The organism is Mongoliitalea sp., assembly GCF_054166905.1.
Genome location: NZ_JBSZCK010000024.1, coordinates 12,164 through 36,914 on the forward strand (window position 1 = coordinate 12,164; position 24,751 = coordinate 36,914).

General features: G+C 40.6%; 22 protein-coding genes. 12 read left to right on the forward strand and 10 right to left on the reverse strand.

Annotated features, from left to right (window positions below; genetic code table 11):
- The first annotated feature begins 1 nt into the window (after position 1).
- The 3 genes from rsgA (at position 2) to panB (ending at position 2,332) form a co-directional block, all read left to right on the forward strand.
- Positions 2 to 925, forward strand: a complete 924-nt coding sequence (gene rsgA, locus ACXIUD_RS07800) for a ribosome small subunit-dependent GTPase A (RefSeq protein ID WP_458052065.1) — start codon at positions 2 to 4, stop codon at positions 923 to 925.
- 75 nt (positions 926 to 1,000) lie between these two features.
- Positions 1,001 to 1,504, forward strand: a complete 504-nt coding sequence (locus ACXIUD_RS07805; RefSeq protein WP_458052066.1) for a phosphoribosyltransferase family protein — start codon at positions 1,001 to 1,003, stop codon at positions 1,502 to 1,504.
- A 6-nt stretch (positions 1,505 to 1,510) separates the two neighbouring features.
- Positions 1,511 to 2,332: a 3-methyl-2-oxobutanoate hydroxymethyltransferase gene (gene panB / locus ACXIUD_RS07810; protein ID WP_458052067.1), complete on the forward strand. Its 822-nt coding sequence runs from the start codon at positions 1,511 to 1,513 to the stop codon at positions 2,330 to 2,332.
- A gap of 31 nt (positions 2,333 to 2,363) precedes the next feature.
- On the opposite strand, the gene ACXIUD_RS07815 is transcribed toward panB, so the two are convergent.
- From ACXIUD_RS07815 to ACXIUD_RS07825, 3 genes are read right to left on the reverse strand one after another with little or no spacing between them, the layout of a single operon-like run.
- Positions 2,364 to 3,806, reverse strand: a complete 1,443-nt coding sequence (locus tag ACXIUD_RS07815; RefSeq protein ID WP_458052068.1) for a carboxypeptidase-like regulatory domain-containing protein — start codon at positions 3,804 to 3,806, stop codon at positions 2,364 to 2,366.
- 7 nt (positions 3,807 to 3,813) lie between these two features.
- A complete protein-coding gene (locus tag ACXIUD_RS07820) occupies positions 3,814 to 4,998 on the reverse strand; it encodes a hypothetical protein (protein ID WP_458052069.1) in 1,185 nt (394 codons plus the stop codon).
- Complete coding sequence (locus tag ACXIUD_RS07825; RefSeq protein WP_458052070.1) at positions 4,985 to 5,242, reverse strand: hypothetical protein; 258 nt, start codon at positions 5,240 to 5,242, stop codon at positions 4,985 to 4,987. The genes ACXIUD_RS07820 and ACXIUD_RS07825 overlap by 14 nt, the downstream gene beginning before the upstream one ends.
- A gap of 363 nt (positions 5,243 to 5,605) precedes the next feature.
- On the opposite strand from ACXIUD_RS07825, the gene ACXIUD_RS07830 reads away from it, so the two are divergent.
- The 4 genes from ACXIUD_RS07830 (at position 5,606) to ACXIUD_RS07845 (ending at position 9,149) form a co-directional block, all read left to right on the forward strand.
- Positions 5,606 to 7,612, forward strand: a complete 2,007-nt coding sequence (locus tag ACXIUD_RS07830; protein ID WP_458052071.1) for a tetratricopeptide repeat-containing sensor histidine kinase — start codon at positions 5,606 to 5,608, stop codon at positions 7,610 to 7,612.
- A gap of 106 nt (positions 7,613 to 7,718) precedes the next feature.
- The gene (locus ACXIUD_RS07835; protein ID WP_458052072.1) at positions 7,719 to 8,336 is read left to right on the forward strand and encodes a response regulator; all 618 of its coding nucleotides are present in this window, start codon (positions 7,719 to 7,721) and stop codon (positions 8,334 to 8,336) included.
- A gap of 226 nt (positions 8,337 to 8,562) precedes the next feature.
- Positions 8,563 to 8,799 carry a DUF433 domain-containing protein gene (locus ACXIUD_RS07840; protein WP_458052073.1) on the forward strand — a complete coding sequence of 79 codons (237 nt, stop codon included), beginning with the start codon at positions 8,563 to 8,565 and terminating at the stop codon, positions 8,797 to 8,799.
- 53 nt (positions 8,800 to 8,852) lie between these two features.
- Positions 8,853 to 9,149: a DUF5615 family PIN-like protein gene (locus ACXIUD_RS07845; protein ID WP_458052271.1), complete on the forward strand. Its 297-nt coding sequence runs from the start codon at positions 8,853 to 8,855 to the stop codon at positions 9,147 to 9,149.
- Positions 9,150 to 9,326: 177 nt separating this feature from the next.
- Here the strand turns inward: ACXIUD_RS07845 and ACXIUD_RS07850 are convergent, their stop codons facing one another.
- From ACXIUD_RS07850 to ACXIUD_RS07860, 3 genes are all read right to left on the reverse strand, one after another.
- Positions 9,327 to 10,085 (reverse strand): hypothetical protein, encoded by a 759-nt coding sequence (locus tag ACXIUD_RS07850; protein ID WP_458052074.1) that lies wholly within the window; start codon positions 10,083 to 10,085, stop codon positions 9,327 to 9,329.
- 158 nt (positions 10,086 to 10,243) lie between these two features.
- Positions 10,244 to 11,272 carry a hypothetical protein gene (locus tag ACXIUD_RS07855; protein ID WP_458052075.1) on the reverse strand — a complete coding sequence of 343 codons (1,029 nt, stop codon included), beginning with the start codon at positions 11,270 to 11,272 and terminating at the stop codon, positions 10,244 to 10,246.
- 395 nt (positions 11,273 to 11,667) lie between these two features.
- Entirely contained in the window at positions 11,668 to 13,683 is a 2,016-nt protein-coding gene (locus tag ACXIUD_RS07860) for a T9SS type A sorting domain-containing protein (protein ID WP_458052076.1), read from the reverse strand.
- Positions 13,684 to 13,865: 182 nt separating this feature from the next.
- Here ACXIUD_RS07860 and ACXIUD_RS07865 point away from each other — a divergent pair, with 182 nt between their 5' ends.
- The 5 genes from ACXIUD_RS07865 (at position 13,866) to ACXIUD_RS07885 (ending at position 19,522) form a co-directional block, all read left to right on the forward strand.
- Complete coding sequence (locus ACXIUD_RS07865) at positions 13,866 to 15,167, forward strand: UDP-N-acetylmuramoyl-tripeptide--D-alanyl-D-alanine ligase (RefSeq protein ID WP_458052077.1); 1,302 nt, start codon at positions 13,866 to 13,868, stop codon at positions 15,165 to 15,167.
- A 50-nt stretch (positions 15,168 to 15,217) separates the two neighbouring features.
- On the forward strand, positions 15,218 to 17,986 hold the full coding sequence (locus ACXIUD_RS07870; protein WP_458052078.1) for a leucine-rich repeat domain-containing protein: 2,769 nt from the start codon (positions 15,218 to 15,220) through the stop codon (positions 17,984 to 17,986).
- A 28-nt stretch (positions 17,987 to 18,014) separates the two neighbouring features.
- Positions 18,015 to 18,695 (forward strand): DUF2461 domain-containing protein, encoded by a 681-nt coding sequence (locus ACXIUD_RS07875; RefSeq protein ID WP_458052079.1) that lies wholly within the window; start codon positions 18,015 to 18,017, stop codon positions 18,693 to 18,695.
- Positions 18,696 to 18,933: 238 nt separating this feature from the next.
- On the forward strand, positions 18,934 to 19,194 hold the full coding sequence (locus ACXIUD_RS07880) for a nucleotidyltransferase family protein (RefSeq protein ID WP_458052080.1): 261 nt from the start codon (positions 18,934 to 18,936) through the stop codon (positions 19,192 to 19,194).
- Positions 19,184 to 19,522: a HepT-like ribonuclease domain-containing protein gene (locus tag ACXIUD_RS07885; protein WP_458052081.1), complete on the forward strand. Its 339-nt coding sequence runs from the start codon at positions 19,184 to 19,186 to the stop codon at positions 19,520 to 19,522. The genes ACXIUD_RS07880 and ACXIUD_RS07885 overlap by 11 nt, the downstream gene beginning before the upstream one ends.
- Before the next feature lie 205 nt (positions 19,523 to 19,727).
- Here the strand turns inward: ACXIUD_RS07885 and ACXIUD_RS07890 are convergent, their stop codons facing one another.
- The 4 genes from ACXIUD_RS07890 to ACXIUD_RS07905 form a co-directional block, all read right to left on the reverse strand.
- Positions 19,728 to 20,228 carry a RidA family protein gene (locus ACXIUD_RS07890; RefSeq protein ID WP_458052082.1) on the reverse strand — a complete coding sequence of 167 codons (501 nt, stop codon included), beginning with the start codon at positions 20,226 to 20,228 and terminating at the stop codon, positions 19,728 to 19,730.
- A gap of 83 nt (positions 20,229 to 20,311) precedes the next feature.
- A complete protein-coding gene (locus tag ACXIUD_RS07895; protein ID WP_458052083.1) occupies positions 20,312 to 21,526 on the reverse strand; it encodes a glycoside hydrolase family 57 protein in 1,215 nt (404 codons plus the stop codon).
- A complete protein-coding gene (locus ACXIUD_RS07900; protein WP_458052084.1) occupies positions 21,523 to 22,812 on the reverse strand; it encodes a glycosyltransferase family 4 protein in 1,290 nt (429 codons plus the stop codon). Before ACXIUD_RS07900 ends, ACXIUD_RS07895 begins: the two co-directional genes overlap by 4 nt.
- 12 nt (positions 22,813 to 22,824) lie before the next feature.
- The gene (locus ACXIUD_RS07905) at positions 22,825 to 24,741 is read right to left on the reverse strand and encodes an amylo-alpha-1,6-glucosidase (protein WP_458052085.1); all 1,917 of its coding nucleotides are present in this window, start codon (positions 24,739 to 24,741) and stop codon (positions 22,825 to 22,827) included.
- Between the last annotated feature and the right edge of the window lie 10 nt (positions 24,742 to 24,751).

Sequence of the window (24,751 nt, forward strand, 5' to 3'; positions counted from 1 at the left end):
TATGAAGGGAAGAGTCATCAAATCAACGGGGAGCTGGTATGTAGTGCAGACCGAAAAAGGAGCAAAAAATGCCCGACTTCGCGGTAAGTTTAAGCAGGAAGACCTCAAATTGAGCAATCCGATCGCTGTGGGAGACTGGGTGTTGTTGGAAAATGAAGAAGACCTAGAGTCCACAGTCATCAAGGACATTTTACCCCGTGAAAATTACATCATCCGAAAATCTACCCGTAAAGCACATCACTCCCACATCATCGCTTCCAATATTGACCAGGCATTTTTGATTGTGACCCTCAAAAATCCACGGACTTCCTTGGGTTTTATTGACCGCTTTTTGGTAAGTACAGAAAGTTTTCGCATTCCTGCCAGTATCATAGTCAATAAAATGGACTTAGACTTTAAAGATAAAGAACTAGACCATTTGCAAGACATTCGGGACATTTATGAGCCCTTGGGTTATCCTGTGCTTGAAATATCCGCCTTGAATGACGAAGATTTAAAGGAACAATTTAAGCCCTTACTACAGGAAAAAACAACCTTACTTTCCGGACACTCAGGAGTGGGGAAATCCACCTTACTCAATAAGTTGGTTCCCGAAGCAAACCAAACTACCAAAGAAATTTCCAAATTCAGTGCAAAGGGTGTCCATACCACAACTTTTGCTGAAATGTTTGAAGTAGGGCCTGAAAGCTATTTGATTGATACGCCCGGCATCAAAGAATTTGGAATATTGGATATAGATGATTTTGAGCTCTCTCATTATTTTGTAGAAATGCGAAAATACCTCGGCCAATGTCGCTACAACAACTGTCAGCACCTCAATGAACCTGGCTGTGTAGTCTTAGCAAAATTGGAAGAAGGGTACATTCACCCCTATCGCTATGAATCGTATATCAACATCCTCCATGAAGAAGATAGCCACCGATGATAAAAACAGGAAAAGCTTTCTTTGAAAGCCGAGTGCATTTCTTTAATTTTCAACTCTGAAACATCCCCTCTCTCCATGAGCGAATCAATGACCTTAGTACTCAATCATAAGCAAATCAATCGGAAAATTACCCGAATAGCCTATGAAATCTATGAGCGCAACAATGAGGAGCAAGAAATCATTTTTGCAGGTATATCGGGCATGGGCTTAATTTTAGCCCGATTGCTGTCTACTACCTTAGAAGAGATCTCAGGCATCAAGACAATTGCAATTGAAATTCAATTGGACAAGGCTTCGGTTGCAGAAAACCCCATCACCTTGAGCGAATCTGCTGCTATTCAAGGAAAAGTCGTGGTGGTAGTAGACGATGTGCTGAATACAGGAAAAACACTGGTCTATGCACTTTTCCCATTCTTACAAGGACAGGCCAAAAAAATAGAAGTAGCTGTGCTAGTCAACCGCAGTCACACATTGTACCCCGTTACGCCAGATTATACCGGTTTGGAATTGGCCACTACCCTCAGCGAACATATCACCGTAGATCTTAACTCAGAAAACTTTACCGCACATTTACACTAATCAAACATGTCAGTACATCAGTCTTCGAACATCAAGCGCATCACCACCCATATTTTACAGGAAATGAAAAATCGTGGAGAGAAAATCTCCATGTTGACTGCTTACGATTTTTCCATGGCTGGAATTGTGGACAGTGCGGGTATTGACATTATTTTAGTGGGTGATTCAGCATCCAATGTAATGGCCGGACATGAGACCACGCTACCGATTACCTTGGATCAGATGATCTACCATGCTACCTCTGTGGTACGAGCTGTGAAAAGAGCTTTTGTCGTGGTAGATATCCCTTTTGGCTCGTATCAGGGTAATAGTTCGGAGGCCCTCCGCTCGGCTATACGAATCATGAAAGAATCAGGCGCACATGCGATTAAGGTAGAAGGAGGCTCTGAAATCAAAGAATCGGTCATTCGTATCTTGAGCGCAGGTGTTCCTGTGATGGGACATTTGGGATTGACTCCACAGTCTATTTATAAGTTTGGAACGTATACCGTCCGTGCCAAAGAAGATGCAGAGGCACAGAAACTTATTGAAGATGCCAAAATCTTGGAAGAGTGTGGTTGCTTTGCCATAGTCTTGGAAAAAATTCCTGCTGCCTTAGCTAAGAAAGTTGCCGAGACAGTCAGCATACCCGTCATCGGCATTGGTGCAGGACCAGATGTGGATGGACAGGTATTGGTAGTCCATGACATGTTGGGCATTACCCAAGAATTTAAACCAAGATTCTTAAGACAATATGCTGACCTCAGGACAACCATGACGCAGGCCGTAGAGAATTACATTGCAGATGTGAAGGCTAGAAGCTTTCCTACAGAAGGGGAAAGCTATTGAGTTCTCATTTGATTGACCAACACTACAATCTTTAATACTCCGCGGCACTATAGTAAAGACTGGTTCGCCCCCAATAATGCTCACTTCTTCCGTTTCGTTTGCGAAGCCTATCATGCAGAAATAGCTGATTGTTTCTAAAAGCAGCAAATTGCGCCTCAAGCGGTCGATTGACACTCAGCTGTTGCTCGAGCTTTTGCTCTTGGGGATAAGCTGGGTAATCAAATGTGTTCCAAAACTCAGGATGGTAACGCGCTCTTCCAGGTATGAAAATCAAGGCATTATAGTTATCAATGTGATAACCAATTGTGCGGAACGGGACTTCTCCAAAGATTGGCGCCATGAATTTTCGCATCAGTTTCTCCTTATCTAAAATCACAAATTGGTAATCCATGGCATACACTTCCGCAAATTCACGCACTTCCCATTTTTTGGGATTTGGCTCTACATCGTAGCCTAAGTCGGTATAAAAATTCTCATAGTTTGCATATGCAAACACATATTTCCCATCCGTAAGTCGTTGATATTTAACAGTGGCTGTCTTGTATTTTTCAATGTATGACTGCCCACTATACTTACTATATTTAATTTCATTGGGTTTATCCTCTCTTAATTCCATCCAATGAACCCCATAATCCTCTTGATCAATATAAAACACAGCGGATTGTAGCAAGCCATACAATGAATATCCCCAACGACTGGCTTTTCTTCTTAACCCTCCATTTTTAGCAGTGACAGCTACTACAAAAACCGATCTATCTCCGATTTTTTTCCCTCCCAGCAACTCATAATCAAACCATGAAAGGTTAAAATCCCACAAACGAAAAATCAAGTGCGGAAATATCATAGCTGCTACGTTGGATCGTACTTTACCTCCTCGTCTATTAATGATTCCATAATCTGTCTTTTGAATATGATCAAATCCTACGAAATGAAAATCATTTCCTGAAACGTGGCTTTTTTGAGAATGCTTGGGATGATATCCTTCCGAATGCATGTAACCACTAGCCCGAGCCAAACCCTGAATGGTATCATTTCCCCAAATCAGCTCCCGATAAAAAATATCTATTTCATAAGGCTCTGTATATTGAGTTCGACTCAAATTTTCCTGCATGCGCTTTAATATTTCCTTGGGTTTGAAACTCAACACTACCGCCTGATCCATTTCATATTCGTCTGGTTTTAAGACAATTTGGAAAGGCTTGCTTGGGAGGTCTTTGATTTTCAAACTGCTTTGCGCAAAACCAATATGCGAAAACACCAACTCCTGTTCTGGCTTGGCTTCCTTAGGAAGAAGAAAATTAAACTCCCCTTGATGATTACTAACGGTTCCTTTGGTCAGTTCACGAATCATAATAGTGACAAAAGGAACGGGTTCACCCGACTCTGCATGAATCACCTTGCCAGATACCTTTACTTGGGCAAGGGATTCAACAAACAACAGTGTGCACATGGTCAAGCAGCATAACAGTTTCATTGGCGACTTAATTATAGGTTAACAAATAAAAGCCTTGCTTTTCTTCCACTTCATTAAAATACCCATCAGCAATATAGGAAGTTCCTATTTTTCCAATGATTCTAAACCTTGGAGGAACCGCCACATCCATCTCCAATACTTGATTCCGAAAAATCTGCATTCGAAGTGGATTGGAATATTCATCGTAGCCATTGTCAGCTCTTCCTCCTTGCCTGTATGTACGAAACACCAAGGACTTATCCGTATCAACGTAGATATCTTTGTAATAAGCATAAAGTCTACGCGACTCATTCCAATATCGACCCTCAAATGCTACTTCCAAGCTGGATGTCTCGGGATAATTCCTTTTCATCCCCACTCCCTCCGCTCCAAATGTCTGTTTCAATCGCATAGATGGATCGTATACGTAAATAAGGGAATCAATTTCATAGGTCAAGTAAAAATCTCCCTCTTTTCCAACCGCAAAATCCATCATGCTATGAAAAGGGAGAAACCGATATTTTTCATAGGAAGCCGGTCGCGTACCCATTATTTCTTTTACTAGTCCAGTCTTGATATCAACCTTGCCCAATACCCTAGCCTCTTTGTAGTAGTCTCTAGAAATAAACGCATTAAATGACGGGTGTTCTACATCCACTTTGATTAGTAAATCTCCGGAAGGCAAATATCTGCTGTTAGAGTTATATGTCTGCAATTCATACATCCCAATATAGTCTCCTTTCGGGCGTTCTAGCATTTCTTGATAATCCACAGTATGTTGAAATTCAAACATCGACTTTCCTAAAAACTCCCATTGTTTTGAGTAACGATACAACATCCAATCATGCCGGATAATAAACCCACCTGGAGTGGGTATCAATTCCGATATACCTTGTAGCTGTTCTGGACCATCCATCTCTCTTACTTTGATACCGCGTGATTCTCCATCTAAGGAAAACTCTTCTAGTTGGCCAAAAAGTTTATCTACATAAAATACAGTACTACCATCGGTCTGGAAAAAACCTACCTGAGAACTGTTAAGAGGCTTTACCAATACTGTATCAATTTTCATTTGTTGGTTATCTACAGCAAAAGACTCCTCATTGGATTTGTTTTCTTTACATCCAAAGGAAAATAAAAAAAAGAAAATCCAAGTATTTGTAAACTGGGCTCTTCCTGAGCCCAGTTTCTTAAATAAATCATTTACAATCATCTGGAGTAAGACATCTTTTTCTAAATGAAATACAATTTCCTGGAGGGCAACCGTCATTTTTACAAACCTTCAATACTCCTGCCTTTTGCTTTTCTTTACAATCCGCATCAATATCTTTTACGATATCATATGACAATTTAGCCACGGCAGCATAGTCTTTTAATGTTTGACTAGAAGAATTCAGCGTTGGCACTGCTATAAAGCCCAAGATACCAACAAGTAAAATAAATACTTTCTTTTTCATGTGAGATTTGGTTATAGAGTTAATACTAAGTTCCCATGGAAACCACCATTGACGTCATTCCAAAAATACAAAATCAAAAATTTTATATACCAGATTAAACGTTTCATTAAGTACTTAATTTCAGATCCCCTATTTTCCGGAACTAGTGAGCGTAAGCACTTTGGATAATCTACCAAGCCTATTCACAACAAAAAGTAATTCCAGCAAATAAAATTGCGCATTTCATTATTTTCTTGTACTTTTTGGGAGGCTAGTTAGCAATTCAGTTAGCTAGTCTTTTAAAAATGGACTAATCCTGATTACCAAAATCACCCAATTAATCGCTTGATTTTAATCCAGAGAAGCTTACATCCTGACTATTGTATGAAGTATCTTTTATCCCTTTTATGCGCTTTTCTTTTATACTGTCCCAACGTCTTGATAGCTCAACAAGACCCAGTTGACAGCCTAAGACAAGTAATTGCAACCACGACCTCTGATACCATCAAAGCAGAAGCCATCATGGAATTGGCTTGGAAAAAAATGTATGAAGACTCCCCTCAGGCCAAATCACTGGTATTTGATGGATTAAGAGTCATGGAAAACATCGATAATTTGAGGGTAAAAGGTTATGGATTTACCGTGGCGGGGGTAGTTTACTGGGTGGCCTCTTCCTATGATACCGCAACCATGTATTTGGAAGAAGCAATAAACGTCTATCAACAGAAAGGTGATGATCGAGGATTGTCGGCAGTGTATAATAACCTATCACTTATTGCCCAAAATCAAAGTAAGTATCCAGAGGCACTCGCTTATGCTACACGTTCCTTGGAATTAGCCAGAAAACTGGACAATCCATCCATGCTGGCATCTGCTACCTTTACTGTGGGTAATATCCATTATTTCCTGAAAGACAATCAGAAAGCATTGGAAACCTATCTTGAAGCACTCAGACTTTTTCAATCTAACTCCCTGACCAATAACCTCCACAAATTACTCCTCAACATAGGTTCTACCTACCACAACTTGCTTCAACTGGATTCTGCAAAATTCTATTATACACGCGCCTTTGAGCAAGCGAGTGCTATCAATGACTTCAAGACTATCGCCATTACCACCACCAACTTAGGGAATCTGGCCATGGATTCGCAGGAATATAGCAAGGCAGTCACCTACTACAACCAAGCTGAAACTATCTACCGTGAAAAATTCACCAATGATTTTGACCATAGCCTCTTGTTACACTCCTTGGCCAAAGCCTATTGGAAACTGGACAATCCTTCCCTTGCAGAAAACTATGGCAGGCAATCCTTGACTTTAGGAGAAAAAATCCAAGACAAGCAGCGCAGTGCAGCGGCACATCAACTGCTCAGTGAAATCTATGAAAGCCAAGGCAGATTTCAACAAGCTCTGTTGCACTTCAAATCGGGTACTGCTTTAAAAGACAGTATTTTCAATTTGGAGAAATCCGGCCAATTGGCAGAAATAGAAACCAAATACGAGACAGCCCTCAAAGATCAACAAATATCTGAACAACAACTGACCATTGTCGAAAATCAAAAGAATCTCCAAAGAAGCTTGTTTGCTTTACTTTTAGGGGGTCTGATTTTACTAGCAGTGTCGACTATTTTACTGCTCATTCGAAGCAGAAATAAGAAAGAGCAAAAACTACTTATACAGCAAAAAGAACTGGAAGTAAAAGAAGCTTATATCCATGCCGCTTTAGAGTCCCAAGAAACTGAACGAAAACGATTTGCTCAGGACCTACACGATGGTTTTGGGCAGCTAATTTCAGCTTTGCGATTGAATATATCACAGCTTCAAAGCAATTCTGATCAGCTAGAAACAAGGATTGCTGTCGTCGACAAAAGTGAAAACATCCTCCAAGAAATGCATCAAGAGATTCGTAACATTGCATTTAACCTGATGCCCGCTACCCTGATTCAATTTGGTTTAAAAGAAGGGCTTAGAGAATTTGCCCAACGTATGAATCAATCTGGAAAAATCAGTATTGAGGTAACTGTTTTTGGTTTGGAAGATCGATTAGAGGAGTTGCTGGAAATCTCACTCTACCGAGTGATCCAAGAATGGGTCAACAATGCAATCAAATATGCTAGCCCACATAAAATATCCATACAGCTGACCCGTCATGAAGAGGAACTTTCATTGATTATCGAAGATGATGGTAAAGGGTTTAACCCTCACATCCTCGAAAATGCTTCTGGAAATGGCTGGAGGAATATACAATCCCGACTCCAAAGAATTGGAGCCCAATGGGAAGTAGACTCACAAGCGGACAGAAAGGGAACTTCATTCATCATTGACGTCCCTAGCAGAGGAGTGGTAAAAGCAAAAGGGAACAGCTATTCAACCATAGCTACCAGTACATAAATACCCACTGGCACGGATTTACGAGCAAGTTACTATCCATTAACTTGCATGCATGAATATAGCCGCATTATTTGCTATCTTTAAACAAGCTAAAAACCCCCAAAACATGAATGTATTTTTGGTAGACGATCATGCTATTTTACTAGACGGAATCAAAAGTATGCTTGCCAATGAAACAAGCATTAACATCATTGGAGAGGCTCATTCTGCCGAAAAAGCATTAGATTTTATCAAACATCATGCGGTAGACTTACTCATTACAGATTTTAATCTGCCTGGTATGGATGGATTGGCACTTGTCAGGGTGGTCAAAAAAATCAGCCCTTCTACCAAAATAATCGTACTCTCGCAATACGATGAAACACACCTATTCAAGGAAATACTCAAAGAAGGGGTAGCAGGTTACGTATTGAAAAATGACTCCCATAAAGAATTACTGCAAGCAATCGAAGCCGTAAAAAACGGAAAAATCTACCTCAGCAATGACATCAACCGCATCATTATTCACAGTTTACAGTTTCCCGATGAAGAGCGATTATTGACAGATCGTGAACGAGAGATTTTAAAGTTAATTGCTCAAGAAAAGTCCAATAAAGAAATTTGGGAAACGCTTTTTATCTCCGAGCGAACTGTGGAAACCCACCGCAAAAATATCTTCCGAAAGACCAAGACTTCTTCTTTGGTAGGATTAATCAAGTTTGCGTATGCGAATAATTTGATTTGATGGATAGGATTTCACGCAAAGACGCAGGTTAAGTCGGGAAAAGTAACAGCAAGCAAAGGTTTTCAGAAATTAGGTAGAATTCGTCAACATCAAACATATAAATTGTCTGAAGTAATTTTATTATATTGTCTTTGGAGCAAAGCACTATCATAACACTAGTTTTGTAGTCTTACTTGATATTGCTTGTTTTTGTTAACTTCATAGATAAACTTTACGTTACTATTTTATGGAAAATCAATTACTCAGCAGGATAACAGTAAATCCAGAAATATGCCATGGAAAACCAACCATTCGTAACAAACGATATACTGTTGATTTAATACTTGATCTATTGGCTGCTGGAACTACTCATGCAGAAATTTTGGAGGATTATCCAAACCTAGAAGAAGAAGATATCTTGGCCTGCCTAGCTTATGCAAGAAAAATATCTAACTATTCCAGTTACACAAAAATATCCATATGAAACTGATTTTGGATGCTCAACTGCCTATTAAGCTATCTTAAATATTAACTAATATTGGATTGGATTCTATCCATGTTGAACAACTACCTAAAGGTGATGAAACACCCGACTGGGAAATCATCAAATATGCTGACTTTCATGATGTTTTTGTAGCTACTAAAGACACTGATTTTTACCATTCCCACATGGCTTTGGGAAAGCCAAAAAAATTACTTTTGATCACAACTGGAAATATTAAAAATAGACGGCTGTTTGATTTATTCAGAGAGTTTTCGTCTCTAATAAGAATAGCTTTGGAGACTAGTACATTTATCGAACTGTCAAATAAAGGCATTATTCAACACAGTTGAAAATCATAAAACCAATTTAATCCAATTCTTTGAGTCCTTTGCGTTAGCCTTTGATGACTCCGCGGTTATACTCTTCCGGGATTTCAGCGCCTTCCGTGCTTTCCGCGAGAACTAAAGTTTTCCTTGGCAGGCTTACTATGCAAAGGATCTCATTACTACTAAAAATGAGTATTGGACCTACCTTTTGAAACGAAACCCAAGTTTTGCTTCCAATCTTTGACCTCGAAAAGGTTCACTACCCCTATTTAAAAAAGTCACATATTCAAGCCCAGCAAATAATTTAGAATTTGATCGAAGCTCAAGGATTGAATTAAACACGATTGGAGCCGGATAAGCCCCAAACCCATCTCCATCAGCCAAATAGTGTGCATAAGCAAAAGATGTTTCAAAATGAAGAATAGCACTCCCTTTAAGCAAATAATCCAACATAAAAGAGGGACCAAGCGCAACATGAAAACCATGAGGGTTATAATAGGTATCTTTATCCCAGCTATAATCCAAATAGTAATCACCGATATGTCCACCTACGGCAAGTGCAAATTCATCCGTTAAAAGCACATTTTTTGTGATATTCCACCAACCAATGAAGTTATGAATCCACGTGGAATAAGGTCTATATTTATAGTAGGGCATTTCTCCTGTAAATACCAATTGCAAACCCGAACCAATAAAATCCCCTGGCAACTTATTACGATATGACCAATTCCAAGCTCCTTTTTCAAAGTTCATCTTCACAAAATCAAACTCAGGAAAAATATAAGTTGAAGTCAATTGATTAGCTGCATCCGCAGGATTGCTCAATGTTAGGTATTTCATAGAAATACCCATGGTTCGGTCCCCATTAAACTGTACAAAAGCCCATGACTTACTATTTTGGGCTAATAGATTACCGGTCAACAACCATAGAGTTATACTGAGCAATTTTATCCGATTCATTAATCTCCCTAATTTAATTCAAGCATTTGATTACTAACTATTTGTCGCCTCCATCATTTGTTTTCACCTCTTTTTCCGAGATTTCTGCGTATTCCGCGCCTTCTGCGAGCCCAAAAAAAGCCGGGCACAAGTCCCGGCTATGGTCTAGTAAGTCACCCTTACTTTCCCTTGGCCCCAACGACCATTGTCTTTGCAAATTCCTGAGAATATTGGGTAAATAAATCCTTGGCTGCGGCGATATAATCTTCTTTAGAAATTGAAATGATGCGAGGATCAAAATCCACAGGAGGCTTACCTTTAAAGAAGAATTCAAACAACGTTTCAGCCTTTTTTGGATCGCTGTAGATATTCGCATTATACTCATTTTTAGAGACAAATTCCTCCTTCAATTTGGATGGTGCAGAGGATGGCCCTCCTTTAGGGGTAATCCAATCAATGGCATTGTAAGTGATTCGCATTTTTGGAACAATCTTCATTTCTGCGGCTGTTGCTTTTCCCTTTGTGCCTGCATCGATCTTCACATCCAATTCTACAGTAGAAAAGTCAACAATCAAGTTTTGTAAAATCATCCCTGCATTCGTTTCAGCATGCACTTTTTTAAGCATGCCATAAAATGCTGGACCTCCTCCTTTCATCAATGATTTTTCATCAAACATAAAAAGGGTATAGTCTGGATACACTTTAATAGCTTTTGCACCAATATCATCGTCACTTGACTTTCCTTGCTTTTTATCGGTCTTATCTGAATACTTTTCTTTAATTTTTTGAAAACTTTCCATTTTATCCACCTCCTTCATATCCAGCACATTGAAGCCAGCTTTTCGAAGTTCGTCTTCTAAAATTCCATGAAAATCATTCGCCAATTTTTGAAAATCACCTAATTCCATTCCTGCATCTAAAATGGTTGTTACCCGAGCTGAGGTAGCCTGCCTTCCTCCATATGACCCTCCTTTACTCATGGCTTCCATCGAATTAGCAAAGCTGCTAAGCTTAGATTCAAAGGCTACTTGTTTGGTCTCGACGTAGGTTTCAAATCCAATTTGCATCTGTGGAATGTAATAAGAGTCCACTTTTTTGAGGTATTTATTTTCCATACCTTTTGTTCCGAACCCATTAAATAAATCCTGAGCGAATAATGACCCGGCCGATAGTAAGGCCGCTGCCATGGTGAGTAAGATCTTGTTCATTGTTTGTTTGGTTTTTTCGTTGGGGAAATTTTATTTTACTCCTCAAAATTGAGCAAAATTCCCACCTCAAACCATGCCCTGAATCAGGCATATTGATGTACGTACTGGCACGGATATGGTACTAAGGCGCTAAAAAAAGTATCACGCAATGGCGCAAAGACGCTGTTTAAAGAGGCGCAGATAAGTTAAATTACATCTGTGTGGAATCTGTTGAATCTCCTGTATCAGCGAGAGACTTTTGCCACGAACCTGCCTTGCGGTAGAAAGGGGCACGAGGACACAAAGAAAAAGGTATCACGCAGACCTGCCTGTCGGTCAGACAGGGGCGCAAAGACGCTGTTTTTAAAGGCACAGAAGAGTTAAATTATATCTGTAGGAAATTTGCTCAATGTTCTTTATCTGCGAGAGATTATCACCTTCTTCGTCACCCAACCACCACTATCCGCCTTAATTCTAATAAAATAAACCCCAGGAGCAACATTGCTCAAATCCACGGTCACTTGTTCATTTCCTCGTATTGGTGATGCAGACCGAATCAACTGCCCTATGGCATTGTACACTTCAAATGTACCAGACTCAGAGGCTAATATGTTGACAATCCCATCACTAGGATTAGGAAATACCTTCACTTGCAAACCTACCTCTTCACCACCACTAGCAATCATCCGCAACCATTCCAAACCTCCGGCAGTACTCCCCAATAGTAGATCCTGCTCTTGTCCAAAAGCCTTGCTCATACTGCTAATCCAGGTATTTCTACCCAAACGGGACGCTTGCTGCCTGTTGGGAAATTGAATAGTTACGGGCTGTCGCTCGGACTGATTCATAAAATCCGGAATAAACAACACTACTCCTCGCTGATCCACCGCATACAAATCTGGTCGAGTTCTAGGGATAACATGAACACTGAGATTTCGTGCAGCTGGACTGTCTGAGAAACCTAAAAATGAGCGCTCACGGAGCCGCAATTGAGGGTTGCCTTGCAGATTTGCTTCAAATAAAATCAACTCCCCTGTTTGTCTTGCCAACAAGAGAAAATCATTCCCTTCAAATGAAAACAACTCCACATGATCCAAAGGCCGTATACCTGTTTCAGGTATTTGTACTTCCCGCATCTGCTCAAATTGGGGACCGTCACCCATCCACACCCTTCGTGTTACAATTCGATTGATGGTATCGTAGCCTGAAATCCAGTAGGTCTGCCTTCCTGCACTTGTCAAAAACTCCTGATATTGTATGTCCGATAGCCTTAAACGACTCAAATTCAGGTAATCATCATTTAGTAGAGTCCATTGCTCATCCTTCACGGACCAACGTTGCGCATGTCCTCGTACACCTCCCTCAAAAACTTTATTTCCCGTCACAATCAACTCTCCATCTGATTGAAAACCTTTGAAAAAGGGTCGTGAATTTTCTCCCAAGTCAATCATCTCATCCTGTAAAAACCGTGACTTCGCATTGGTAAATGGAGCAATTGCAAAGACATTCTTACTGTAATCCGAACGAAAAGCACCAGCAAACTCCGAACTATTACTACTGATTATCAACTCATCCCTCCATAAAAATGCTGTATGAAAAACAGGAAACTCAGGCAATACACCATAAACTGGCATTTCTGTCGCAAACTCATCAAAAACTGGTTGGATGTTACTGCCTTTATTGGGCAAGAAATACAAACTACTGCATTCATCTCTACCCAACAGCAAATCAAACACGCCATCACCGTCAAAATCAGCATACAACATAGAATGTCCCCCAGCATGCTGAATACGCTGATTGACATCTCCTTGTGACGACACAGTTGACAATGGTAAGCCATTACAGGTGATTCCAAAGCTAAACTGCCCACAATCGCAAAACTCAAATCCTCCCCAGCGGAATTGAGGAAATGCAAATCCATCTACATCAGGGGTTCCTTTTCGCTCCATTGAGGTATTGAGATAAAACTCTAGAAAATCTCCCGATGCAAAATTGAAAGTAGCAATATCCAAGTCCCCATCCCCATCCAAATCCATAATTAAGGGAATATCCAAATTATTCGCCTGTAAATTTGACCCATTATCCAATCGAAGGAAGTTTTGAGCCAAGGTCCACTGTGGATTGGTAGCGCCTGAGGGTGTAGTATTTCGATATACCCGAATTCCAAAAGGACTGCTCGTAAATAAATCTTTTCTACCATCTCCATCATAATCCGCCAATACCAAAAAGCCATTGACGTCATCTGGAAAGACATACGCGAGTTCGGGCTGATGCTCAAAACCAGCTTCCACTACCTGAAAAACAGAAATTCTTCGCGCATTGATATCCCAAACCACCAACTCCTCTACACCATCTCCATTCACATCCATGGTTTGAAATTGCGCAGCATTGATACCTCCTGTGAAGGGAGTTGGGAGCTCTTTCCCGTCCATTATCACCGAAAAATTCTTTGCATATTCAAAAACTTGCTGCCCAAAAACTGGCAGGGAAAAGAAAATACATACACAACAAAGGAATAGTCTCATGAACTTTTAACACTCACAACAAATTAAACGATAGAAATTCACAATAGATAGGTCCAAAGCCCTAATTTTGAAAATCAAATTGCATATCCATGAATTTACAAGCCATCTACGATTGTTATTTAACTTGCTCAGGAGTTTCTACGGATACTCGAAAAATCGATGCAGGAAACCTATTCTTTGCATTGAAAGGCCCCAACTTTGATGCCAACAGCTTTGCAGCCAAGGCCTTGGAGATGGGAGCACAAGCAGTTGTCGTAGATGACCCAAGTGTTGCAGTGGATAGTGATGGCCGGTATTTTTTGGTAGAAGATACCTTGCGTACGCTTCAATTGTTGGCCAATCACCATCGCAAGCAATTTACCTTTCCAGTGATTGCTTTAACGGGAAGCAATGGAAAAACCACCTCCAAAGAATTACTGCATGCAGTTTTAAAACAATCCCTCAACACAGCTGCCACCACGGGCAATTTCAATAATCACATTGGTGTACCCTTAACCTTACTTTCCATTCCCTTGGAAGGAACAGAAATTGCCATCGTAGAAATGGGTGCCAACAAGCAAGGGGATATCCAAGAGCTTTGCGAGATTGCAGATCCTACCCATGGCTTTATCACCAATATTGGCAAAGCTCATCTGGAAGGTATGGGCGGACCGGAGGGTGTTTTAAAAACCAAAACTGAATTATTCCAACATCTTCGGGTGAACAAAGGGACGGTATTTATCAACTCCCAAGATCCTATCTTATCCAATATGGCCAAGCGCTTTGAAAATCCTGTGCTCTATCCAGCGAAAGGAGATTTTTGCGAGGTGAGCTTTGTCAGTGCAGATCCATTTGTAAAGTTTCAGGTGGAGGGGATGGAAGAGATTTTTGAAAGCTCGCTGATAGGTGCCTATAATTTTGGAAATATTGCGGCCGCACTCACCATAGGCAAATACTTTGGTGTTCCCATGGAAAAAGCCGTACAGGCGGTAGTTTCCTACACCCCTTCCAATATGCGTTCCCAATTGGTAGAGAAGCGCAGCAACCTTATCATCATAGACGCCTACAATGCCAATCCATCCAGCATGGAAGTAGCCATTGACACCTTCGGAAAGATGAGTGGTAAGCGTTACAAAATGATTATATTGGGAGATATGTATGAGTTGGGTGATGCTACTGAGGCAGAACATGCCAAATTGGGAGAACTGGTGAGTCAACACAACTTTGACAAAATCTGCTTTACCGGGAAACATATCCAAGCAGCCCTTGCCAAAGCTCCTTTCCGTTCACTCTACTTCCCAGATCCATTTTCCTTCCGCAATTGGCTCCAAGACTCCAAACTAGAAGACCACCATATCTTGATCAAAGGCAGTAGAGGGATGAAGTTGGAGGGTTTGGTAGATTTTATTTAAGAAAAGGAGCTTAGAATTTTATTGAAACTAATTTTTTCTTAAATTTCAGCATGAAAAGATTTTTGCTGCTACTTGTCCTTTGCCTTCTTTTTTCAGAGAGCTTTGCTCAAACCAAGTATTCTGGTGAGTGGTATTTCGATACCATAGCCCGCTCACCCTTGGATAGTTATAACAAACTTTCCTTTAACTATACTCCAATGACTTATCCCCTTGGAGAACAAGCAGCATATTATGTGAAGTTCAAGGAATTTGATCAGCTAGAAAAATTTGCTAAAGAAGTACCCAAGGATAAGGTGCGCGGAATTGAATTTAATACCTCCATGGAGTCTTTCCCTTCGGATTCTACACTACAAATCCTTGCTAAGTTTCCGAATCTAGATATCATTCAGTTCTCTTCTGGTTCCCTTTTCAATCGATTCCCTCAGAAAACTCAACATTTCCCTGCATTTGTCACTGAACTTACCCAAGTAAAAGTCCTCAGTTTTTACTTTCACGTGGACTTTTCTATGGATAATTTAGCCATGTACACCCAACAAATGCCCCAATTGGAAGGCTTGTTTTTTATCTCCTTGTACGATTCCATCGGTGCAGAAGTGCTTGACCATCCTTCCCTAACCAGTATTCTTTTGACGAGCACGAATTTTTTAGGACAAGAACTCCCGAGAAATTCCCGCATCAAAAACCTAGGGTTACTTTCTAGCAAACAGGATAGGAATATCAATGCTTCTATGGAGCAATTGAAAGCGTTCCCTAACTTAAGTAGCCTTTATTTGGATCATGCCAGATTGGAAGGAACTGGATACTTTGATCAGGTGAAAGACCTCCAAAAACTTGAAATCAAACTCTTGGACACGCTCATCCATACCAATTTTTATGAAGAGCTTGCTACGTTACAGCAACTGGAGAAGCTGGATATTTTCCATGAACTAAACGGAAATCAAAATCTAAGTCCTATTGGAAAGCTCACGCAACTAAAGCAACTTTCCCTCTCGCGCATCAATTCTCTGAAGGAAGTTGATTTTCTAAGCTCTTTGAAAAATCTTGAAGACCTTTCATTTTCTGAAAACCAGCTATCCATGGAAAACTTCAGGTTTTCAGCACTGCCCCAGTTAAAAAGTTTGAACATCAGTTATTGTACGGGACTTCAATTACATGCAGAGGCATTTAACAATCCAAATCTGGAAATGCTCATGTTGACTTCAAATGAATTAAAGGAGCTACCTTCCCTCAGTTCTCTGACAAAATTAAAAGTACTGGATCTTTCAAGTAATTTTTTAAGTTCGTTTAAACTTAGCGATCTCAATTCTCCTGACATAGAAACACTCACACTATCAGGCAATTCACTTAAATTTATATCGCTTGACCTTTCCAATTTCCCTAAATTAAAACACCTTGAGGCAAGCCGAAATTTAATTGAAAAAATCACTGACTCTTATAGAGTAAACACCTCTCTTGAATTACTCAATTTAGAAAGCAATCGCCTTGAATTTGTACCATCATTAGAAAATTTCAAGAACTTGAGGCTACTAAATGTAAACTTTAATCAGTTAGTAGAACTTCCTAGGGGAATGTATCAACTGAAGACACTTTTAGCAATGGATCAAGGAATTCTACAGCAGGAAGGTTCTCAAAAAATTAAGACATTGAAATCCTTATCAGAAGATTTTGAACAATTAACCCAATTGGAAGAAATCCAACTTCGCGGAAATCATCAAGTAAATCTAGCACCCCTTTGGAAATGCCTTGCTAACATGCCTCCAAATCATCCACTTTCGCTGGATTTAAGAGATATGGAATCCATGAGTTTGCCAGAGGGTGATTTTTGGAATACCATGAATTGGGGCTCTTTAGACCTCACTGAAAACAGAATCCCAAACATTCCTCAAAGCTGGTCCAAAGGATTGAATTTTGATTGGCTGGGCTTAGGGAAAATAATATCCTTACCGAAGACTCACGGTAGTTTTATGTTCAATTCCCCAAAAAGTTTTCAAGTGTTTTTGGACGCCCATGGTTTTGAAGCAAACCTTGATGGTATAAATAATGAGGAGTACATTGAGGCAATTCAGTACCTTATGAGAAGGTATTTACCAAATGATGCCCCTGAAATTATCTTTGATTTATACAATAAAGCTTACAGTAGGGATCCTCAATTAACGGAAAAGAAACTACAAATATCCGCTTTAGGAAATGCTGCATTTAAAAGCGGTAATTATGAGGTAGCCCTCCCGATTTTCTTGAAAGAACTGGAAAAGGAAATTGAATCTTCCCCACGTATTATAAATAAGATAGAAACGCTGATGAAAGGGCTAGAAACCATGTACAAGTCCTCCAATGAATATGAAAAACTGGCAGATCTTTGTGTTCAAACGGCAACTAGTGTAGGAATCAAAAAATATTTCCTGAAAGCCAGTCTTTTTACCTATCAAAAAAACCCAGTAAAGGCTGATTCTTTGGGTAATATTGCCTTGAGAAAATATAGAGAGGAAATTGATTTGATCAAAGATGGAAACGGGGAGAATTTAGGCAGGGCCTTGGATTATCTAGAAGCCGCCATAATTATCAATAGTAAGGAGCATATCGATGATGCCCTCCTGCTAAGCGAGGATTGGATGGTTGCAGATGAAAACAGGCAGGCGACCCTCAATCTTTTAAGCGGCATCATCGCAATCAATAAAGGGGATGCCTACAGTTCTCCGAAACCCCAACCTGTCAAAAATTGGAACTTCGACATGCTCAAAGATTGGACCGAACTGAACTCCAATCCTGAATTGAAAGAAGAATTGAAACAGTGGGTGAGTCTTTTTCAACAAAGCTCATAAAAAAACAGTTATTAAAAAAAATCCTCCAATGCACAACGAATACCTCCCCTTTCTCCAAGAACTTGCCAACAACAACCATAAGGACTGGATGGATGCCAATCGAGATTGGTATCAGACAGTCCGGAAAGCATTTTTGAAAGATGTGGAAGTCTTGTTGAGAGGTATCACTGCTTGGGAACCTGACTTGGCTACCTTGCAACCAAAAGATTGTATCTTCAGACAAAACAGGGATATCCGATTCTCTGCCAATAAAGACCCTTACAAAACAAACTTGGCAACCTATTTTGCACGAGGCGGAAAGAAATCCATGGGACCAGGATACTACCTACACATACAACCAGGCGCAAGTTTTCTGGCAGGAGGTATATGGATGCCTCCAGCGGACATCTTAAAAAAAATTCGTCAGGAAATCGACTATAATGGAGGACAGCTAACCGAAATTCTGGAAAATCCTTCCATCAAAAAACACTTCAATGGCATGGAAGGCGAACAACTCAAGACTTCACCCAAAGGCTTTGATGCAGACCATCCGTACATAGACCTATTAAAATTCAAAAGCTTTATCATCTCACGTCCTCTCAATGATGATGACATTCAGTCAGGGAAATTCATAGACATAGCACTTAGCCACTTTCAACTACTCCAACCCTTCCACAACTTCCTCCACCAAGCTTTGGACGAAGCGGAGAGCGGAGAGGGTTTGTTGTAGTCTCAAATAAAATTATTTTCTAATAAAAGTTCACGCTAAGAACGCAACGATGAACGCTAAGACCGCTATGATAGAATCACTAAACCTTAGCGAACGTAGCGAAAACCCGTTGCGGACGTTGCGTGAAACCTTTCTCGAAACCATTTACACCTGTTGATTCGTGATAAGTTTTGAAGTATATTTGATTGATATTCTTACTGGTATGAACATTTCAAAAGAAAAGATTAACCAAGTTAAAATGCTATTTGACAGCTATTCGCCTGTTAATAGAGCATATATTTTTGGTTCATATGCGAGAGGTGATGCTGACAAGGTCAGTGACGTGGATATTTTATTGGAGCTGAACTATGAACAGCACATTGGATTAGGAATTATCAAACTCAAAAATGATTTAGAAGAAATCCTTAAAAAGCCTGTTGACCTGCTTACCAGTAATGCCATTTCTAAACATCTCCAACCGTTTATCGAGCAAGACAAGCTACTAATCTATGAAAGGTAGAATCGGAGACTTCCAAAGAATTGCGCATATATTGGAGGCAATTGAGGAAATTGAAAATTACGTTTGGGATATTGATTTCAACACATTTAAAGAAAAATCGGTAATTAAATATGCCTCTATAAAGCAGCTGGAGATTATAGGTGAGGCTTCCAAACATCTTTCCAATGAATTTCAAGCCAAAACACCCCATATTAAATGGCGAGAAATAATCGGCCTAAGAAATTTTTTAGTCCATGAATATTTTGGTGTTGATGAAAAAATAATCTGGCAAATAATAACTGTGGACATCCCAGAGTTAAAAGAGAAATTGAAGTCTATTCCACATTAAAATATATTTGTGTGAATTCCGCACAATCTCCTTTATCTGCGAGAAATATTTGCCACAAAGGCTCTAAGACACAAAGAATACGACGATTAACACTGAGAGAATCATTAAACCTTAGCGAGCGTTGCGCCAATCCGTTGCGGGCGTGGCATGAAATCTCAAATAAATCTGCGCCAAATCCGCCCAATCTGTTTTATCAGCGAGGGAGTCACTTAGCCGCTACAGCCTCTATCTCAATCAACAAATCCGGATTAGCTAGCGCATGCACTGCGATGGTGGAGCGGGCTACCTTGTTTGGATTTTCCTCATTATTGAAATACTCCCCATAGGCGCGGAACCAATCGTCCCAATGAACCACTCCATTTTTATCGGGCACTAGATACACCCGTAAGAAAAATACATCCTCCATAGCAAAACCTGCTTCGCCTATGGTTTCCTTGATACGTTCTAAGATACCTATACTCTGCTCGTAGGTATTGCCATAGCGCTCATAAGTACCTGCCACTGCATCGGGATTTTTCACGGGTGCTACCAAACCTGAGGTATAGAAGTAGGATTTTCCCTCCGGAATAAATACTCCTCTCAAGATGGCTGCATCCGGTCTGTCGTAACGAACAATAATCGATTCCTCTTCCTCTCCATGATGATGGGTGGGTTGGCAAGCGATAACACTGGCAACAATCAAGGCACTCAAGAATAGTTTTTTCATGCTAGCATCGGTAAGTGTTTAACAAAAACGCCAAGGAAAACAAGTTAATGGAATCCTTGGCGATTGATTTTTTATAGAGCTGATTATGCTTCAGTAGCTACTTTCACATCCTCATAGCGCTTTACACGTAGGATGAAATCGCTCAATACATTCATATAATTGATAAAGGCATCGTAGGGAGTATCATAAGGACTGAAATACGCGTGTACTGCTCCATCAGAGAAGAATTTGGTGCTCATGTAGTAGAAATGATCGGAAGTTTGCAAGTAATTCCAATCCCGCTGCAATTCCTCATCTTCAATTTCCGCCATGCGCTTTTCCACTTCATACAGCTTGGTAAATGCTTCATTTTGAAGATCATTCCCTAGCCAAGCGGTCAAATCCCGCTCTTCATCCGCCCAAGAAATAGGAATCGGAACTTGTATCGGTGCAACTGCTTTCGCTCCAGCCAAGACTTCTGATGGAGTAGAAAATGTAAAATTGGTATGTGCCAAAATCGCTCCAGGTAACAGACGCATGAAATCAAAAATCCCAGTCTCTGCCCACTGATGCTCACCAAAGGTCTCATAATCCATGAATAGATTGACTACTTGATGTTCTTGCGGTACAGCATTCATCCAATTGACAAACTTCTCAATAGTAAGCGGGTGTTCGGACCAAGACTTATCACTGAATCTAAAAGCGATATCGTCACTCAATAAGAAATTTTTCAATAAAATTTTCAAGTCAGGATTGGTCGAGTTATGGTAAACAAAGTTCGGCGACTTCCAACCCAACACGTGTTTGGCACCCTCTGTCAACATTCCTTTGAAACCCATCTCTGCTACCATTGCACCAATTTTATCTGAATACACCAATTCAGTATTTCGGAAAACCTTGGTTTCATATCCATTGAATAAGCGCTTGATTTTCTCGGAGTGGTTTTCTACCATCCGCTTAAATTCAGCCTTACTCTTCAAGGAACAAAGGGCGTGGGCATCCGTTTCTGCCAACAGCTCCACTTGCCCTGTGGCAACCAAGCGTCGGAAGCTATCCAATACATCCGGTGCATAGGCTTCAAATTGATCCAAACAAACACCCGAGATAGAAAAGGCTACTTTAAACTTACCCGGAAATTGCTGAATCATTTCCAACAGCAAGGCATTCATCGGCAGGTAACACTTCTGTGCTACTTTTCGGATAACAGACTTATTGAGGTAATCATCCCAATAGTAATGATCCTCTCCTATATCAAAAAAACGATAAGGCTTCACCCGAAATGGCTGATGTACTTGAAAGTAAAAACAGATGGTTCTCATGGTTGTTCTTGGTGTAATTTTTCGTAAACAGTCACTAATTTGGCAGCTACATGCTCCCATTTCAAATTTTTCAACTCTTCACTACCGAGTTCCTTAAACATCTTGGCGATACTCTGATAGTGCAGGAGTGCAAAAATGGCATCAGCCATCGCATCCACATCCCAAAAATCAATCTTTATGGCATTTCTCAACACCTCGGACACACCCGATTGCTTGGAAATGATTACAGGGGTATTATGTCGGACAGCCTCCAAAGGAGCAATCCCAAAAGGTTCGGAAACTGAAGGCATCACATACACATCAGACATTGCATACATATCATCCACATCCTGTCCCTTAAGGAAGCCGGTAAAGTGGAATTTGGTACCCATGCCGAGTTCAGCCACCCGCTCAATCATGCGATTCAACAAATCTCCATTTCCTGCCATCACAAAGCGTACATTAGGATCTCGGTCGATGACCTTTTTGGCAGCCTCCACGAAATATTCGGGTCCTTTTTGGAAAGTGATCCGACCAAGGAAGGTGACAATCTTCTCTGGTACTTTTTTCTTGACTTTGGATTCAATGATACTGGCATCCAATACCGCATTGTGTAGGACGCTGACCCTATCCGGATCCACCCCATATTTCTCAATTACCAAGTTTCTTGTCAGGTGACTCACCGCTACCACATGATCTGCCGCTAACAATCCCGCCTTCTCCATTTCATAGACAGGGCCTTGTGCACCACTTTCCCCTGCTCTATCATACTGCGTAGCATGGATGTGGCAAATCAAGGGCTTCCCACTCATTTGTTTGGCTGCAATGCCAGCAGGGAATGCCAGCCAATCGTGGGCATGGATCAAATCATGCTCTTTGGATTTAGCAATCTGCGTGGCTACCAAAGCATACCTAGCAACCTCCTCCATCAAGCTCTTGCCATACTTTCCGGAAAATTCATACTTATTGGAAAATACGGACTCCTCTACATCCGTGCGATGATGCATAGTGTAATCCGTATATTTTTCAAATTCTTGTGGGCCTAGGTACGGAACCAAAAAACTATTGATCTCCAAATAGGTCATGTTTTGCCAGGTGTCAATGAAATTTTTCTCCCGATAATCGATTTCCACATCACTGGCATTGACAAAATCGGCCACAGGTTCCTCGTCGCCCCATAATTTGGGAACTACAAAAATGATGTCTTGCTTGTGATGCACGAGTCCTTTGACGAGCCCGTAACAAGCAGTTCCAAGACCACCCGAAATATGTGGAGGAAACTCCCAACCAAACATTAATACTTTCATAAAAAAGCCTATTTATAATTTACTGACAAGATGCATCATTCGAAGTAATTCTCCCACACTCCAAGCTTGGGAGATGGAGCCTTTCGGCCTATGAGGAGGATCACCGTCATAGATTTCGGCAACAGTACCTATTCCATATTGGGTCATCACCCCATCAAATCCTTTGATAATTTTTTCTACAAAGTGTTTTCCTGACTTTCCATGTAACTTTAAATACCCCTCTACAAAATGTCCCAACAGCCATGGCCAAACAGTTCCATTATGATAAGAAATGTCCCTTGTAAATTGATTTCCGTGATAATATCCTTTGTAGCCTGGATCATCAGGAGCTAAAGAGCGGATTCCTCGATTGGTAAGCAACTTTGACTTAACTACCTCTAGGATGGATTCCATTTGCTCATCTTCCAAAGGAGAAAACGGCAAAGAGGTAGCAAATATCATATTCGGTCTGATAGACCAATCTTTGTAGGTTCCTTCCACATAATCAGCCAGATATTTCCTCTTCTCACTCCAAAATACTTCTACGAAGGAGGTCTTTACCTGTTCCGTTAAAGCGAGAATTTCAGGATCTTTCGTGAGAGAACCATAAAAGCACAAGGCATTGTACCAAAGGGCATTAATCTCTACAGGCATACCAATCCTTGGTGTAACGGGGCCATCAGAATTTACCGCATCCATCCATGTGAGGGCTATTCCATCTTCTCCACCCCAAATCAAGCCATTACCCATCATGTGAATACCAAAATCAGTGCCCGCACGATATCCATCAATGATCCCTTTCATTTTACCTAGGTATCGGTTTTTGATGGTTTTTTCATCTCCAGTAAACTCGATGTATTGCTGTAAAGACCAGAAAAACCACAATGGAGCATCCATAGAGGCCATATTACGCATCACCCCACTGCCCACATTAGGAAAAAGAGGACCATGTAAATCTTCCACCATGGTATCCATCACCTCTAAAAATGTAGCTTTATCGCCCTGTGTCAACAATAAGCCAGGGGTAGCCACGAAGGTGTCTCTACCCCACCAACCAAACCAAGGATATCCTGCAATGATGTGGGTCTTTCCATCTCTCCGCTGTACAAATTGTCCAGCAGAGTTTTTCAGGCAGTTTTCAAAATTATTGCGTGGTACTCTACGCGATAACTCCTTTTCAAAGGCTTTTTGTCTCGTCGCAGGATCTGCCTCTACCAAGCCTGCCGAGAAAATCACTGATTCCCCTTTTTTAATATCGAATTCAAAGTAGCCGGGAACAAACAAATCTTCCTGGTATTCATAGCCTCGTTCCCGCTCCATGATGTATTCAATATTGTAATACCAATCCGGTTTTGCTACAAACTCGTTTTTCTTCGAAATCTGCATGAAAAGCGGGGTATATTCCGGGTAAAGTTGAACAGACACCCCATTTTGAACCTTGGTAGCTTCTTTGTTGATTCTATCATTTGCTTTACAGAGGTTATGATATCCTCTAAAAGCCAAAAATGGATTGATGCGGATTTTGGTTGGAGAATGAGCCTCCAACAACGTATAACGAATCATCACCCGGTCACGCTTGGTGTCCAAAATCAATTCTTTTTGAAGGAGCACTCCACCTACACGGTAGGTCAATTTTGGAATTGGCTCCGTATCAAAATCCTCCAAATACTTGTGGCCTCTAGGGAAATAGTTTCCAGGGTACTTACTTATACCTAGGTTAAAACTGGCCCCTCGCTGAATCACTGTCTCATGTACAGTCGAGAGCATCACATGCAGCTGCTCATCCAATTGTGGCTGTGGTGCGACAAGCAAACCATGATACTTACGTGTATTACAACCAATAATTGTAGTGCTGGTATAACAACCACCACGGTTCGTCCGGATAATTTCCCTATCCAGTGAATAGTTCAGGTTTATTAATTGGGTTTTGTCAAAATGTATATAACTCATAGGTAAAAGT

What these genes read in the sequence shown, in the direction of transcription:
- ACXIUD_RS07855 (WP_458052075.1), bottom strand. Translation starts at nt 11,272, where the DNA reads ATGAACAAGATCTTACTCACCATGGCAGCGGCCTTACTATCGGCCGGG.
- ACXIUD_RS07825 (WP_458052070.1), bottom strand. Translation starts at nt 5,242, where the DNA reads ATGAAAAAGAAAGTATTTATTTTACTTGTTGGTATCTTGGGCTTTATA.
- ACXIUD_RS07905 (WP_458052085.1), bottom strand. Translation starts at nt 24,741, where the DNA reads ATGAGTTATATACATTTTGACAAAACCCAATTAATAAACCTGAACTAT.
- ACXIUD_RS07850 (WP_458052074.1), bottom strand. Translation starts at nt 10,085, where the DNA reads ATGAATCGGATAAAATTGCTCAGTATAACTCTATGGTTGTTGACCGGT.
- ACXIUD_RS07900 (WP_458052084.1), bottom strand. Translation starts at nt 22,812, where the DNA reads ATGAAAGTATTAATGTTTGGTTGGGAGTTTCCTCCACATATTTCGGGT.
- ACXIUD_RS07885 (WP_458052081.1), top strand. Translation starts at nt 19,184, where the DNA reads ATGAAAGGTAGAATCGGAGACTTCCAAAGAATTGCGCATATATTGGAG.
- rsgA (WP_458052065.1), top strand. Translation starts at nt 2, where the DNA reads ATGAAGGGAAGAGTCATCAAATCAACGGGGAGCTGGTATGTAGTGCAG.
- ACXIUD_RS07815 (WP_458052068.1), bottom strand. Translation starts at nt 3,806, where the DNA reads ATGAAACTGTTATGCTGCTTGACCATGTGCACACTGTTGTTTGTTGAA.
- ACXIUD_RS07880 (WP_458052080.1), top strand. Translation starts at nt 18,934, where the DNA reads ATGCTATTTGACAGCTATTCGCCTGTTAATAGAGCATATATTTTTGGT.
- ACXIUD_RS07835 (WP_458052072.1), top strand. Translation starts at nt 7,719, where the DNA reads ATGAATGTATTTTTGGTAGACGATCATGCTATTTTACTAGACGGAATC.
- ACXIUD_RS07820 (WP_458052069.1), bottom strand. Translation starts at nt 4,998, where the DNA reads ATGATTGTAAATGATTTATTTAAGAAACTGGGCTCAGGAAGAGCCCAG.
- ACXIUD_RS07895 (WP_458052083.1), bottom strand. Translation starts at nt 21,526, where the DNA reads ATGAGAACCATCTGTTTTTACTTTCAAGTACATCAGCCATTTCGGGTG.
- ACXIUD_RS07840 (WP_458052073.1), top strand. Translation starts at nt 8,563, where the DNA reads ATGGAAAATCAATTACTCAGCAGGATAACAGTAAATCCAGAAATATGC.
- ACXIUD_RS07865 (WP_458052077.1), top strand. Translation starts at nt 13,866, where the DNA reads ATGAATTTACAAGCCATCTACGATTGTTATTTAACTTGCTCAGGAGTT.
- ACXIUD_RS07830 (WP_458052071.1), top strand. Translation starts at nt 5,606, where the DNA reads ATGAAGTATCTTTTATCCCTTTTATGCGCTTTTCTTTTATACTGTCCC.
- panB (WP_458052067.1), top strand. Translation starts at nt 1,511, where the DNA reads ATGTCAGTACATCAGTCTTCGAACATCAAGCGCATCACCACCCATATT.
- ACXIUD_RS07870 (WP_458052078.1), top strand. Translation starts at nt 15,218, where the DNA reads ATGAAAAGATTTTTGCTGCTACTTGTCCTTTGCCTTCTTTTTTCAGAG.
- ACXIUD_RS07875 (WP_458052079.1), top strand. Translation starts at nt 18,015, where the DNA reads ATGCACAACGAATACCTCCCCTTTCTCCAAGAACTTGCCAACAACAAC.
- ACXIUD_RS07860 (WP_458052076.1), bottom strand. Translation starts at nt 13,683, where the DNA reads ATGGACGGGAAAGAGCTCCCAACTCCCTTCACAGGAGGTATCAATGCT.
- ACXIUD_RS07805 (WP_458052066.1), top strand. Translation starts at nt 1,001, where the DNA reads ATGAGCGAATCAATGACCTTAGTACTCAATCATAAGCAAATCAATCGG.
- ACXIUD_RS07890 (WP_458052082.1), bottom strand. Translation starts at nt 20,228, where the DNA reads ATGAAAAAACTATTCTTGAGTGCCTTGATTGTTGCCAGTGTTATCGCT.